Genomic DNA, 13,903 nt, shown 5'->3' on the forward strand with positions numbered 1-13,903 from the left:
CCTCTTTCCCACACAGTTGTTGCGTGGTTATGCCAGGGCCCCGGTGCTATGATCCAGACCCTGCGGCGCAAAGAGTACAAACTCCCCGTCGCATATCCGGCCGCCCGTGATCGGCCTTGCGCTCACCGCAACAGACCTGATTAGGAGAATCACCATGGCTTTTGAACTGCCGCCGCTGCCTTACGCCCACGATGCCCTGCAGCCGCACATCTCCAAGGAAACCTTGGAATATCACCACGACAAGCACCACAACACCTACGTCGTGAACCTGAACAACCTGGTGCCAGGCACCGAGTTCGAAGGCAAGACCCTGGAACAAATCGTCAAGACTTCTTCGGGTGGCATCTTCAACAACGCCGCTCAAGTCTGGAACCACACCTTCTACTGGAACTGCCTGGCGCCAAACGCCGGCGGCCAACCTACCGGTGCCCTGGCTGACGCCATCAACGCTGCATTCGGTTCCTTCGACAAGTTCAAGGAAGAGTTCAGCAAGACCTCGATCGGCACCTTCGGTTCCGGCTGGGGCTGGCTGGTGAAGAAAGCTGACGGTTCCCTGGCCCTGGCCAGCACCATCGGCGCCGGCAACCCGCTGACCAACGGCGACACCCCGCTGCTGACCTGCGACGTCTGGGAACACGCCTACTACATCGACTACCGCAACCTGCGTCCGAAGTATGTAGAAGCGTTCTGGAACCTGGTGAACTGGAAATTCGTCGCTGAGCAATTCGAAGGCAAAACCTTCGTCGCCTAAGCGAAGCTGCACCGAAAAAACCCGGCCTGGCCGGGTTTTTTTTCGCCTGCACCACTGCGCTTGCCCCTTGCCGCGCCGCGATACCACGCTAACATCAACCCTCTGGGATAATTGTCGAACCGCGCTCAAGTGGGAGGACGAACGACCGACACAGTAAAGGAAGGAATACCTGCACGGCGAACGAGCCTTCCTCTGCTTGATTGTCCCTTTGACTGACAACACGGGATTGCCAATACTGATGGCAACTTGACGCTACGAGCATGGATTAAGGAATGCCCATTTGAAGCTGGAACTCAAAAACAGCTTGTCGGTTAAGTTGCTCAGGGTTGTACTGCTGTCGGCACTGGTGGTCGGTGTTGTGCTCAGCTGCGCGCAGATCGTGTTCGATGCGTACAAGACCCGTCAGGCCGTCGCCAATGACGCCGAACGCATCCTCGACATGTTTCGCGACCCATCGACCCAGGCGGTCTACAGCCTGGACCGGGAAATGGGCATGCAAGTCATCGAAGGCCTGTTCCAGGACGATGCCGTGCGCATGGCCTCCATCGGTCACCCCAACGAAACCATGCTCGCGGAAAAGTCCCGTGCGCCACAGCAGCTGTCGACCCGCTGGCTGACCGACCTGATATTGGGTCAGGAACGCACCTACACCACTCAACTGGTCGGGCGCGGGCCCTACAGCGAGTACTACGGTGACTTGAGCATCACCCTGGACACAGCCACCTACGGCCAGGACTTCATCGTAAGTTCAGTGATCATCTTCATTTCCGGCGTGCTGCGTGCCCTGGCCATGGGCCTGGTGCTGTACCTGGTCTATCACTGGCTGCTGACCAAGCCCTTGTCGAAGATCATCGAGCACCTGACCCAGATCAACCCCGACCGCCCCAGCCAGCACCAGTTGCCATTGCTCAAGGGCCATGAGCGGAACGAGCTGGGGATCTGGATCAATACCGCCAATCAGCTGCTGGCCTCTATCGAACGCAACACGCACTTGCGCCACGAAGCGGAAAACAGCCTGCTGCGCATGGCCCAGTACGATTTCCTCACCGGTTTGCCGAACCGCCAGCAACTGCAACAGCAACTGGACAAGATTCTGGTCGACGCCGGCCGCCTGCAGCGGCGCGTGGCCGTGCTTTGCGTGGGCCTGGACGACTTCAAGGGTGTCAACGAACAATTCAGCTACCAGACCGGCGACCAATTGCTTCTGGCCCTGGCCGATCGCCTGCGCGCCCACAGTGGCCGCCTCGGCGCGCTGGCAAGGCTGGGCGGCGACCAGTTCGCCCTGGTCCAGGCCGACATCGAGCAGCCCTATGAAGCCGCCGAGCTGGCCCAAAGCATCCTCGACGACCTGGAAGCGCCCTTCGCCCTCGATCATCAGGAAATCCGCCTGCGCGCTACCATCGGCATCACCCTGTTCCCCGAAGACGGCGACAGCACCGAGAAGCTGCTGCAAAAAGCGGAACAGACCATGACCCTGGCCAAGACCCGCTCGCGCAACCGCTATCAGTTCTATATCGCCAGCGTCGACAGTGAAATGCGCCGCCGTCGCGAGCTGGAAAAGGACTTGCGCGAGGCCTTGAACCGCAACCAGCTGTACCTGGTCTATCAGCCCCAGATCAGCTACCGCGATCTTCGCGTGGTCGGTGTCGAAGCCTTGATTCGCTGGCAGCACCCGGAACATGGTTTCGTTCCGCCGGACCAGTTCATTCCGCTGGCCGAACAGAACGGCAGCATCATCGCCATTGGCGAATGGGTGCTCGACCAGGCCTGCCGTCAGTTGCGCGAATGGCATGACCAGGGCTTCAGCGAACTGCGCATGGCGGTCAACCTGTCCACGGTGCAGCTGCACCACAGCGAGCTGCCACGCGTAGTCAACAATCTGCTGCAGATCTATCGCCTGCCGCCGCGCAGCCTGGAGCTGGAAGTCACCGAAACCGGCCTGATGGAAGACATCAGCACCGCCGCCCAGCACCTGCTGAGCCTGCGCCGCTCCGGTGCACTGATCGCCATTGACGACTTCGGTACCGGCTATTCGTCCTTGAGCTACCTCAAGTCATTGCCGCTGGACAAAATCAAGATCGACAAGAGTTTCGTCCAGGACCTGATCGACGACGATGACGACGCCACCATCGTGCGTGCCATCATCCAACTGGGCAAAAGCCTGGGCATGCAGGTCATCGCCGAAGGCGTGGAGACCGCGGAACAGGAGGCCTACATCATTTCCGAGGGTTGCCACGAAGGACAGGGTTACCTCTACAGCAAGCCACTGCAGGCTCGCGAACTGATCGCATTTCTGAGGCAGGCCGAACGCAGCCGGGCTTCCATCAGCTGAAACCTCCCCTCCTGCGCCGTGCGTCCCTGGCAAGCACAGGGATAGCGGCGCAAAGATTTAATCCAGCTACCCCTTTACAGAAAATGCATATCTTTCGCATTATGTCGCAGTTTCGCGTGTGCATGCACACCTGTTCAATCTCTCGACGCAGGATTTCGACATGATTCGTATGCCTCTGGCCACCGCCAGTCTGCTGGCCATTGCCATTTCACTCGCCGGCTGCGGCGATAGCAAGGACAAGGCTGCTGCACCTCAAGCGCCAACCCCGACTGCCAGCGCTGCCGCAGCGACCGGCGCAATCGACGAAGCGGCGGCCAAGGCCGTCGTTGCGCACTACGCCGATATGGTCTTTGCCGTCTACAGCGACGCCGAATCCACCGCGAAAACCCTGCAAACCGCTATCGACGCCTTCCTGGCCAAGCCGAACGACGAAACCCTGAAAGCCGCCAAGGCCGCCTGGATTGCCGCTCGCGTACCTTACCTGCAGAGCGAAGTGTTCCGCTTCGGCAACACCATCATCGACGACTGGGAAGGTCAGGTTAACTCCTGGCCGCTGGACGAAGGCCTGATCGACTACGTCGACAAGGGCTACGAACACGCCCTGGGCAACCCTGGCGCCACTGCCAACATCATCGCCAATACGCAAGTACAGGTCGGCGAAGACAAGGTCGACGTCAAGGACATCACCCCTGAGAAACTCGCCAGCCTCAACGAGCTGGGCGGTTCCGAAGCCAACGTCGCCACCGGCTATCACGCCATCGAATTCCTGCTCTGGGGCCAGGACCTGAACGGCACCGGCCCGGGTGCAGGCGCGCGCCCCGCTTCGGACTACCTGACAGGCGCTGGCGCGACCGGCGGCCACAACGACCGTCGTCGTGCCTACCTCAAGGCCGTGACCCAGCTGCTGGTCAAGAATCTGGAAGAGATGGTCGGTAACTGGAAGCCGAACGTGGCCGACAACTATCGCGCCACCCTGGAAAAGGAACCGGCTGAAACCGGCCTGCGCAAAATGCTGTTCGGCATGGGCAGCCTGTCGCTCGGCGAACTGGCTGGCGAACGCATGAAGGTTTCCCTGGAAGCCAACTCGCCAGAAGACGAGCAGGATTGCTTCAGCGACAACACCCACAACTCGCACTTCTACGACGGCAAAGGCATTCGTAACGTCTACCTGGGCGAATACACCCGCGTCGATGGCACCAAGATGACCGGCGCCAGCCTGTCCTCGCTGGTGGCGAAGGTCGACCCGGCGACCGACACGGCCCTGAAGGCCGACCTGGCAGCCACCGAAGCCAAGCTGCAAGTGCTGGTCGATCACGCCGCAAAAGGCGAGCACTACGACCAACTGATCGCCGCAGACAACGCTGCCGGCAACCAGATCGTGCGCGATGCCATTGCCTCGCTGGTCAAGCAGACCGGATCGATCGAACAGGCGGCGGCCAAGCTGGGTATCAGCGACCTGAATCCGGACAATGCCGATCACGAATTCTGATCAGCGGTGTTTGCAGAAAGGCGGCCTTTGGGTCGCCTTTTTTTGTGCCCGCGTTGCGGGCAATCGCTGGCAAGCCAGCTCCCACAGAGATATCAGGACATTCTCTGTGGGAGCTGGCTTGCCAGCGATGAGGCCCTCACAGACACCACACAAATGCAAACCCCTCTTATTCAAACCCCCCGACCCTGCTAAGCTTGCACGCCCGAATTCGCTCGACCTTTCAGGACGCCCGATGCCTTCCCTGCCTCTTCCCTTGTCTGTTCTCCTGCTGGCCCTCAGCCTGGCAGGGTGCGATGACACCTCGCGCTTCACCAAGGCCGAGCCAGGGGAAGCGCTCGCCGGAGGCCGCTCAACGGTTGGCCAGCATGATCGCAAGGCCTTTTCCATGCCCTCGGCCAATCTTTCGCCGATGCGGCGCCTGGATTTCAGCGTCGGCGACAGCTTCTTCCGCAACCCCTGGGTGATCGCCCCTTCGACGACCACTGCCCGTGATGGCCTCGGCCCGTTGTTCAACACCAACGCCTGCCAGAATTGTCATATCAGGGACGGGCGCGGACGCCCACCGAATCCGAACTCCAACAACGCCGTCTCCATGCTGGTGCGTCTGTCGATCCCCAACGACGCCCTCTACGCCAGCATCATCGAACAACAAGGCGTGGTGCCCGAGCCGACTTATGGCGGACAGTTGCAGGATATGGCCGTGCCGGGTGTCGCCCCCGAAGGCAAGGTCCGCGTCGATTACACGCCAGTGACCGTGACGTTCAAGGACGGGACACAGGTCGAACTGCGCCAGCCTCAGTTGCAGATAACCCAACTGGGCTATGGCCCGATGCATCCCGACGCCCGGTTTTCCGCCCGTGTCGCCCCGCCGATGATCGGCCTGGGCCTGCTCGAAGCGATCCCCGAAGACGCGATTCGGGCCAATGCCGATCCGCAAGACCTCAACAATGACGGCATCAAGGGCCGCACCAACAGAGTCTGGGACGATGCGCTGGGCAAACCGGTGCTGGGCCGCTTCGGCTGGAAAGCCGGGCAGCCCAACCTCAATCAACAGAATGCCCATGCCTTCAATGGTGATTTGGGCCTGACCACCGGCCTGCTGCCCGTTACCGATTGCACCAGGGCGCAAACCGACTGCCTGGCCGCGCCCAGCGGCAACGGCCCGCAGGGTGAGCCCGAGGTCAGCGCCAACATTCTGCGGCTGGTGTTGTTCTACACCCGCAATATCGCCGTGCCGATGCGCAAGGATGTCGATTCACCCCAGGTGCTGGCTGGCAAGCAACTGTTCCACCAGGCAGGTTGCCAGGGTTGTCATATCCCGCAGTTCAAGACAGGAGCCAATGCTGCCGAACCCGAACAGGCCAATCAGTTGATCTGGCCTTACAGCGATCTGCTGCTCCATGACATGGGGCCGGGTCTGGCAGACAACCGCACCGAATTTCTGGCCGGTGGCCAGGACTGGCGAACCCCGCCGTTGTGGGGTATCGGCCTGACCGAAACGGTCAGTGGCCACACCCAGTTCCTGCATGACGGCCGTGCCCGCAACCTGCTCGAAGCCGTGCTCTGGCACGGCGGCGAAGCCCAGGCGGCACAGCAACAGGTTTTGACTTTCAATGCCGAGCAACGCGAAGCCTTGCTGGCATTTTTGAACTCACTTTAAAAAGGAGCCGGAATGTTCCGTCCCAAGCTGTTATTCACCAGCCTTGCCGCCCTCGCACTGGGCGCTTGCTCGCCGCAGGACCCACAAGCCGTGACTAGCGCTGCCATCGCCAAGCAAGTAATTCTGCCGACCTACAGCCGCTGGGTCGAAGCCGACCGGCAGTTGGCCGTCAGCGCCCTGGCCTTCTGCGAAGGCAAGCAGAGCCTGGACACCGCACGTGCCGATTTCCTCCATGCGCAAAAAGCCTGGGCCGAGTTGCAGCCACTGCTGATCGGGCCGCTGGCCGAAGGCAATCGCTCCTGGCAAGTACAGTTCTGGCCGGACAAGAAAAACCTGGTCGGCCGTCAGGTCGAACAAATGGTCAACAGCGACAAGCCGACCGATGCATCGCTCCTGGCCAAGTCCAGCGTGGTGGTGCAAGGCCTGTCCGCCTATGAGTACATTCTGTTCGACAGCAAGATCGACATGGCCGACAGCGCCCAGAAAGCCCGCTACTGCCCGCTGCTGACGGCCATTGGCGAACGCCAGAAAGCCCTGGCCGAAGAAATCCTTGCACGCTGGAACAGCAACGACGGCGTGCTCGCGCAGATGACCAAGTTCCCCAATCAGCGCTATGCCGACTCCCATGAGGCCATCGCCGACCTGCTGCGCGCCCAGGTCACCGGGCTCGATACCCTGAAGAAAAAGCTCGGCACCCCCATGGGCCGCCAGAGCAAGGGCATCGCCCAGCCTTACCAGGCCGAGGCCTGGCGCAGCCAGTCTTCGCTCAAGAGCCTGGAAGCCAGCCTGACTGCAGCGCAAACCGTCTGGGTGGGTGTCGACAACAAAGGCCTGCGCGGCCTGCTGCCCAAAGAGCAACAGCCGTTGGCCGACAAGATCGACGCCGCCTATGCCGCTGCGCTGAAGCTGCTGGCCGGCAATCAACACACCCTGACCGACCTGCTCGCCGATGACGCCGGCCGCCAGCAACTCACTGACATCTACGAAAGCCTCAACGTCGTCCATCGCCTGCACGAGAGCGATCTGGCCAAGGCGCTGGGCATTCAGCTGGGCTTCAACGCCAACGATGGTGACTGATCATGCTTAGGCGCCAGGTTCTCGCACTGGGTAGCTTGCTGCTCAGCGCCGTCACACTGGGCGGCTGGACGTTCTTTCGCGGCAAGGACAGCAGCCCCCTGCTGCTCTCGGCCCGTGACGACAGCGACGGCAAGCACTATGCCGTCGGCTACCGCCTGGACGGCACCCGGGTGTTCGCCACCGCGGTCGGCCAGCGTTGCCACGACATCATCAATCACCCGCAACTGCCGATCGCGTTGTTCGTCGCCAGACGCCCTGGCACCGAAAGCTACCTGATCGATTTGCGGGACGGTCGTCTGTTGCAGACGATCGCCTCGCAACCGAACCGGCACTTCTACGGCCATGCGGTCATCCACAAGAGCGGCGAGTGGCTTTACGCCACTGAAAATGACACCACCGATCCCGGCCGGGGCGTGCTCGGTGTCTACCGCTTCGAGGGTGAGCGCCTGAACTACAGCGGCGAAATCAGCACCCACGGCATCGGTCCGCACCAGGTGTCCTGGCTGCCCGATGGCGAAACCCTGGTGGTGGCCAACGGCGGGATTCGCACCGAAGCCGAAAGCCGTGTGGAAATGAACCTGGATGCCATGCAACCCAGCCTGGTGCTGATGCACCGGGATGGAACTTTGCTGAGCAAGGAAAACCTAAATCAGCAGATGAACAGCGTGCGTCATCTGGCCATTGCCAGTGACGGCACCGTGGTTGCGAGCCAACAGTTCATGGGGGATGCCCATGAGACCGCCGAGTTGTTGGCGATCAAGCGCCCCGGGGAGGCGTTCCAGGCCTTTCCGGTCGCCGAGCATCAACTGCAGGCCATGAATCACTATACCGCCAGCGTGGCGATCCACAGCGAGCTGCGGCTGGTGGCATTGACCGCGCCCAGGGCCAATCGCTTTTTCATCTGGGACCTGGACACGGCTGCAGTACGCCTGGACGCGCCATTGCCCGATTGCGCCGGGGTCGGTGCGGTCAAGGATGGTTTTGTCGTGACCTCGGGCCAGGGTCGCTGCCGCTTCTACGACTGCCGGCAGCAAGCACTGCTGGCAAAACCATTGGAGTTGCCGGCAGGCCTCTGGGACAACCATCTGCATCTGGTCTGAAAAAGACGCCGGGCAATGGACTTCCCGGCGGTCGCTAAATGAGTGATATTCGGCAATGGCGTGCCTTTCGCGCCTGCCAAGAACTGACTTCCAAGGAACTGGAATATGTTGCGCCGTCGCATGCTGATCATGTTAGGTGGCGTCTTGCTGCTTGTGTTGATACTGGGGGGCTACAAAGCCTTTTCCATCTACCAGCAGATACAGCAATTCGCCGCGCCCAAGCCGCCCATCAGCGTGGCGGCAGCCACGGCCAGCGAGCGTGCCTGGGAGAGTCGCCTGCCTGCCGTGGGCAGTCTCAAGGCCCTGCAGGGCGTCGAACTGATGCTGGAGACCGCAGGCACGGTCAAAGCCGTGCAGTTCGAGTCCGGGCAGAAGGTCAAGGTTGGCCAGCTCCTGCTGCAACTCGACAGTGATGTGGAATCCGCCTCGCTGGGCAGTGCACTGGCGGACCTGGGTCTGGCCCAGGTCGATTACGGGCGCGGCGCTCAACTGGTCGGCAGCCAGGCGATCTCCAAGGGCGAATTCGACCGGCTCACGGCGGTATTGAACAGGATCAAGGCCAATGTCGCCCAGCTCAAGGCATCCCTGGCCAAGAAGAGCATCCTGGCCCCCTTCTCCGGAACCATCGGTATCCGCCAGGTGGATGTCGGCGACTATCTGGCCAGCGGTACGGTCATCGCGACCCTGCAGGACCTGAGCAGCCTCTACGTCGACTTCTTTGTGCCCGAACAGGCGATTCCAAAACTGGCGATCGGGCAAAAAGTGCTGGTCAACGTTGCCGCCTACCCGGGACAGGATTTCGCAGGCGGCATCAGTGCGATCAACCCCAAGGTCGAGGACAGCACACGCAATGTGCAAGTGCGCGCCACCCTGGCCAACCCTGACGGCAAACTGCTGCCCGGGATGTTCGCCAGCCTGCAGGTATTGCTGCCCAACCCCAGGAACGAAATCGTCGTTCCGGAAAGCGCCATCACCTATACACTTTACGGCAACTCGGTGTATGTCGTCGCACCGAAAAAGTCCGAGGAAGGACAGCCGCCGCAGGACTCCACGGGCCAGCACAAGCTGATCGCCGAGCGACGTTTCGTCGAGACGGGCGAGCGCCGCGACGGCATGGTCGTGGTGAGCAAGGGCCTGCAAAACGGTGAGCAGGTGGTGACGGCCGGCCAGCTGAAACTCAACCAGGGCGCCGAGGTTGCCATCAGCCCCGACAAGACTCTTCAAGCCGAGCAGAACAGCCAGCCAAAAGCTGACTGATCAAGGACCTCCCATGGCTTTTACAGATCCGTTCATCCGCCGTCCGGTGCTGGCCACCGTGGTCAGTCTGCTGATCGTGTTGCTGGGCTTCCAGGCCTACGGCAAGCTCAACATCCGCCAGTATCCGCAGATGGAAAACGCCCTGATCACGGTCACCACCGCCTATCCCGGTGCCAATGCCGAAACCATCCAGGGCTACATTACCCAACCGATGCAGCAGAGCCTGGCGAGTGCCGAAGGCATCGACTACATGACCTCGGTCAGCCGCCAGAATTTTTCGGTGATTTCGATTTACGCCCGCATAGGTTCGGACAGCGACCGCCTGTTTACCGAACTCCTGGCCAAGGCTAATGAAGTCAAGAACAAGCTGCCGCAGGACGCCGAAGACCCGGTGTTGAGCAAGGAAGCGGCAGACGCCTCGGCGCTGATGTACATCAGTTTCTACAGCAAGGACCTGAGCAACCCGCAGATCACCGATTACCTTTCCCGGGTGATCCAGCCAAAGCTCGCCACGCTGCCCGGCATGGCCGAAGCCCAGATCCTCGGCAACCAGGTGTTTGCCATGCGCATCTGGCTCGACCCGATCAAGCTTGCCGGTTATGGCCTGAGCGCGAGCGATGTCAACGACGCGGTGCGGCGTTACAACTTCCTCTCTGCCGCGGGCGAGGTGAAGGGCGAGTACATCGTCACCAGCATCAATGCCAACACCGAATTGAAGACCGCCGAAGCCTTTGCCGCGATCCCGCTCAAGATCGACGGCGACAGTCGGGTGCTGCTCAGCGACGTGGCGCGGGTGCAGATGGGCGCGGAAAACTACGACACGGTCAGTTCCTTCGACGGAACCCCCTCGGTGTATATCGGCATCAAGGGCACCCCCGGGGCCAACCCGCTGGACGTGATCAAGGAGGTGCGCAAGCTTTTCCCGGAACTCGTCGCCCAGTTGCCGCCGAACCTGAAGGCGTCGATCGCCTACGATGCCACGCTGTTCATCCAGGCCTCGATCAATGAGGTGGTCAAGACCCTGGCCGAAGCGGTGCTCATCGTCATAGTCGTGGTCTTCCTGTTTCTCGGTGCATTGCGCTCGGTGCTGATCCCGGTGGTGACCATTCCACTGTCGATGATCGGCGTGCTGTTCTTCATGCAGATGATGGGTTACTCGATCAACCTGCTGACGTTGCTGGCCATGGTGCTGGCGATCGGCCTGGTGGTCGACGACGCCATAGTCGTGGTGGAGAACATCCACCGGCATATCGAAGAGGGCAAGACGCCCCTGGATGCTGCACTGGAGGGCGCACGCGAGATCGCCATGCCGGTCGTGTCGATGACCATCACCCTGGCGGCAGTGTATGCCCCCATCGGTTTTCTCCAGGGCCTGACCGGGGCTTTGTTCAAGGAGTTCGCCCTGACCCTCGCCGGTGCAGTGGTGATCTCCGGTGTGGTGGCATTGACCCTGTCGCCGATGATGTGCGCCCTGCTGTTGCGCCATGAAGAAAACCCCACCGGGCTGGCGCATCGGCTCGACATGATCTTCGAGCGGCTCAAGCTTCGATATCAACACATCCTGCACGGCACCCTGAACACCCGACCGGTGGTCCTGGTGTTCGCCGTACTGGTGCTGTGCCTGATTCCGGTGCTGCTGATGTTCACCCGCTCGGAGCTGGCACCGGATGAAGACCAGGGCGTGATTTTCATGATGGCCACGGCACCCCAGCCGACCAACCTGAATTACCTCAACGCTTACACCGATGAGTTCACTGCGATCTTCAGGGCGTTTCCGGAGTACTTCTCTTCGTTCCAGATCAACGGTTTCAATGGCGTGCAATCGGGCATCGGCGGTTTCCTGCTCAAACCCTGGAATGAACGCCAGCGAACGCAAATGGAGCTTTTGCCCCAGGTCCAGAGCAAGCTCGACAGCATCAGTGGCCTGCAGATATTCGGTTTCAACCTGCCCTCGCTACCCGGAACCGGCGAAGGCCTGCCCTTCGCATTCGTGATCAATACCGCGAACGACTACGAATCGCTGCTGGACGTCGCCCAGCGGGTCAAGGAGCGGGCCGTGGCGTCGGGCAAGTTTGCCTTCCTCGACATCGACCTGGCCTTCGACAAACCCGAAGTGGTGGTCGATATCGACCGGGCCAAGGCGGCGCAGATGGGTGTGTCCATGGACGCGCTGGGCGGCACCCTGGCCACCCTGCTGGGCGAGGCTGAAATCAATCGATTCACCATCGAGGGTCGCAGTTACAAGGTCATTGCCCAGGTCGAACGGGCTTATCGCGACAACCCGGACTGGTTGAGCAATTACTATGTGAGGAACAACAAGGATCAAATGCTGCCATTGTCGACGCTGATCACCGTGAGTGACCGCGCCAGGCCCCGCCAGCTCAATCAGTTTCAGCAGCTCAACTCGGCGATCATCCAGGGGGTGCCAATGGTCAGCATGGGTGAAGCCATCGAAACCGTGCGCAGCATTGCCGCCGAAGAGGCACCGACGGGATTCTCCTTCGATTATGGCGGCGCGGCGCGTCAGTTCGTTCAGGAAGGCAAGGCGCTGTGGGTAACCTTCGGTCTGGCCATGGCGATCATCTTCCTGGTGCTGGCGGCGCAGTTCGAAAGCTTCCGTGACCCACTGGTGATACTGGTGACGGTGCCACTGTCGATTTGTGGCGCGCTGATTCCGCTGTTCCTGGGTCTTTCGAGCATGAACATCTATACCCAGGTCGGCCTGGTCACGCTGATCGGCCTGATCAGCAAACATGGCATCCTGATCGTGGAGTTCGCCAACCAGCTGCGCCACCAGAAGGGCCTATCGCCCCGTGAAGCTGTGGAAGAAGCGGCGGCGATCCGCCTGCGCCCGGTGCTGATGACCACCGCAGCCATGGTGTTCGGCATGGTGCCGCTGATTCTTGCCAGCGGAGCCGGGGCGGTCAGCCGCTTTGACATCGGGACGGTGATTGCCACGGGCATGTCCGTGGGGACCCTGTTTACCCTGTTCGTGTTGCCCTGCGTTTATACCCTCTTGGCCAAGCCTGATACACCTGCCGTTACCCAACACGGCGCAGCGGAACTGGCGCCATAACGCAAAAGGCCTCGTCGAATGACGAGGCCTTTCAGGTAACAGTATCGGCGGATATCAATGTTGTGACCTCATTCCTTGAGTGAGCCCGAACATGAACAGCAATAAATCCTGGTCGGGTCTGACCGCCACTTGGGCCTTTGCAACGGGTGGCACAGGGCAATGGCCGGCAGAACGCAGCACGACGGGCCCGGGCTCTTCCCAGGCAGCCATGGCTACGGTCGCGACGGCCAGCGCTGCGACCAGGAACAGACCTCTTGCAATTTCTAGTTTCATTGCTCTAATCCTTTGACAGCGCTGCCAAACTTCTTTAGTTGAAAATAGTGGACTTTTTGCCATCACGCTGCGATGAACGACGAATGGCGGCGCAGTTGGTCGGCGGGCATTACCCCTTGCGCAGCACGTAAACCCGCCACATGGCGTAGAGCGGTAGAAAGTCCAATCGATCCTGGATATTGAAGCCGGCGTCCACGAATTCCTTCTCGGCCGTAGCGGCCGCAATCACGAATCGATTCTGGTAAATGTCCTTGCCACCGTCCTGCCTGCGGCGCTTTTCCAGCTGCTTGCGCTTCCAGGCCTTGAAGTTGCCATCGACCCACAAGGAGACAATCACACTGTCGCGGCTCACGCGATGGAACTCGCTCAACAAGGCCTTGCGCTGTTGCGCCTCACCAATATGGTGCATCAGGCCCATGCAGAAGATGCTGTCCACGGCGTTATCGGGCAAATCGATGGCAAACGCGGACGTTTGCAAGGGGCATATCCGCTCGACAACTTCCCTGGGCTGCGACTTGCAGGCCATTTCCAGCATGTCGGCTGAGTTGTCCGCAGCGATGATCACCCTATTGGTCTTTTCTGCCAGCACCGGCCAGAAACGCCCGGTACCGCAGGGCAGATCGAGTACCAGGCCAGGCTCGCCGGCAAGCACGAGGGCACGTCTTGCCAGCTGTACATCGCGTCGATGGGAGAGCCTGCGCGAGAGACCATCCTCAGGCTTGGGCGAGTATTCCTTGGCACGTAGCTGATCGAACTTTTCGGAAAACTCGAGATTGATAGGGTTACCCACAATGCATCTCCTGACTCAATGCAATCAGACTATCAATCTGAAGTCATGGTGAGGTCATCTGTACGTGAAAATTGCGTGAACCCATTTGAGTGTGTTTC

General features: G+C 60.7%; 10 protein-coding genes. 8 read left to right on the forward strand and 2 right to left on the reverse strand.

The genetic code is table 11. From position 1 onward, the window contains the following. Positions 1 to 154 precede the first annotated feature (154 nt). From F2S13_RS20920 to F2S13_RS20955, 8 genes are all read left to right on the forward strand, one after another. Positions 155 to 751 (forward strand): superoxide dismutase, encoded by a 597-nt coding sequence (locus F2S13_RS20920; protein ID WP_166364337.1) that lies wholly within the window; start codon positions 155 to 157, stop codon positions 749 to 751. A 280-nt stretch (positions 752 to 1,031) separates the two neighbouring features. Next, positions 1,032 to 3,083, forward strand: coding sequence for a putative bifunctional diguanylate cyclase/phosphodiesterase (locus F2S13_RS20925; protein ID WP_166364339.1), 2,052 nt, complete (start codon positions 1,032 to 1,034; stop codon positions 3,081 to 3,083). A 160-nt stretch (positions 3,084 to 3,243) separates the two neighbouring features. Further along, positions 3,244 to 4,572, forward strand: coding sequence for an imelysin family protein (locus F2S13_RS20930; protein ID WP_166364341.1), 1,329 nt, complete (start codon positions 3,244 to 3,246; stop codon positions 4,570 to 4,572). Between the two features lie 232 nt (positions 4,573 to 4,804). Beyond that, positions 4,805 to 6,232 carry a di-heme oxidoreductase family protein gene (locus F2S13_RS20935; protein ID WP_166364343.1) on the forward strand — a complete coding sequence of 476 codons (1,428 nt, stop codon included), beginning with the start codon at positions 4,805 to 4,807 and terminating at the stop codon, positions 6,230 to 6,232. A 12-nt stretch (positions 6,233 to 6,244) separates the two neighbouring features. Next, positions 6,245 to 7,309: an imelysin family protein gene (locus tag F2S13_RS20940; protein WP_166364345.1), complete on the forward strand. Its 1,065-nt coding sequence runs from the start codon at positions 6,245 to 6,247 to the stop codon at positions 7,307 to 7,309. Between the two features lie 2 nt (positions 7,310 to 7,311). Then, the gene (locus F2S13_RS20945; protein ID WP_166364347.1) at positions 7,312 to 8,409 is read left to right on the forward strand and encodes a DUF1513 domain-containing protein; all 1,098 of its coding nucleotides are present in this window, start codon (positions 7,312 to 7,314) and stop codon (positions 8,407 to 8,409) included. A gap of 105 nt (positions 8,410 to 8,514) precedes the next feature. After that, positions 8,515 to 9,666 (forward strand): efflux RND transporter periplasmic adaptor subunit, encoded by a 1,152-nt coding sequence (locus F2S13_RS20950; RefSeq protein ID WP_166364349.1) that lies wholly within the window; start codon positions 8,515 to 8,517, stop codon positions 9,664 to 9,666. A 13-nt stretch (positions 9,667 to 9,679) separates the two neighbouring features. After that, the gene (locus F2S13_RS20955; RefSeq protein ID WP_166364351.1) at positions 9,680 to 12,742 is read left to right on the forward strand and encodes a multidrug efflux RND transporter permease subunit; all 3,063 of its coding nucleotides are present in this window, start codon (positions 9,680 to 9,682) and stop codon (positions 12,740 to 12,742) included. Between the two features lie 54 nt (positions 12,743 to 12,796). Here F2S13_RS20955 and F2S13_RS20960 read toward each other — a convergent pair whose 3' ends face one another. Both F2S13_RS20960 and F2S13_RS20965 read right to left on the reverse strand, forming a co-directional pair. Then, on the reverse strand, positions 12,797 to 13,015 hold the full coding sequence (locus F2S13_RS20960) for a hypothetical protein (protein WP_166364353.1): 219 nt from the start codon (positions 13,013 to 13,015) through the stop codon (positions 12,797 to 12,799). Positions 13,016 to 13,124: 109 nt separating this feature from the next. After that, positions 13,125 to 13,805 (reverse strand): methyltransferase domain-containing protein, encoded by a 681-nt coding sequence (locus F2S13_RS20965; protein ID WP_166364355.1) that lies wholly within the window; start codon positions 13,803 to 13,805, stop codon positions 13,125 to 13,127. Between the last annotated feature and the right edge of the window lie 98 nt (positions 13,806 to 13,903).

Origin of the sequence: Pseudomonas akapageensis (genome assembly GCF_011355085.1) — a bacterium.
Taxonomy (GTDB): domain Bacteria; phylum Pseudomonadota; class Gammaproteobacteria; order Pseudomonadales; family Pseudomonadaceae; genus Aquipseudomonas; species Aquipseudomonas akapageensis.

What these genes read in the sequence shown, in the direction of transcription:
- F2S13_RS20935 (WP_166364343.1), top strand. Translation starts at nt 4,805, where the DNA reads ATGCCTTCCCTGCCTCTTCCCTTGTCTGTTCTCCTGCTGGCCCTCAGC.
- F2S13_RS20955 (WP_166364351.1), top strand. Translation starts at nt 9,680, where the DNA reads ATGGCTTTTACAGATCCGTTCATCCGCCGTCCGGTGCTGGCCACCGTG.
- F2S13_RS20920 (WP_166364337.1), top strand. Translation starts at nt 155, where the DNA reads ATGGCTTTTGAACTGCCGCCGCTGCCTTACGCCCACGATGCCCTGCAG.
- F2S13_RS20950 (WP_166364349.1), top strand. Translation starts at nt 8,515, where the DNA reads ATGTTGCGCCGTCGCATGCTGATCATGTTAGGTGGCGTCTTGCTGCTT.
- F2S13_RS20960 (WP_166364353.1), bottom strand. Translation starts at nt 13,015, where the DNA reads ATGAAACTAGAAATTGCAAGAGGTCTGTTCCTGGTCGCAGCGCTGGCC.
- F2S13_RS20930 (WP_166364341.1), top strand. Translation starts at nt 3,244, where the DNA reads ATGATTCGTATGCCTCTGGCCACCGCCAGTCTGCTGGCCATTGCCATT.
- F2S13_RS20940 (WP_166364345.1), top strand. Translation starts at nt 6,245, where the DNA reads ATGTTCCGTCCCAAGCTGTTATTCACCAGCCTTGCCGCCCTCGCACTG.
- F2S13_RS20945 (WP_166364347.1), top strand. Translation starts at nt 7,312, where the DNA reads ATGCTTAGGCGCCAGGTTCTCGCACTGGGTAGCTTGCTGCTCAGCGCC.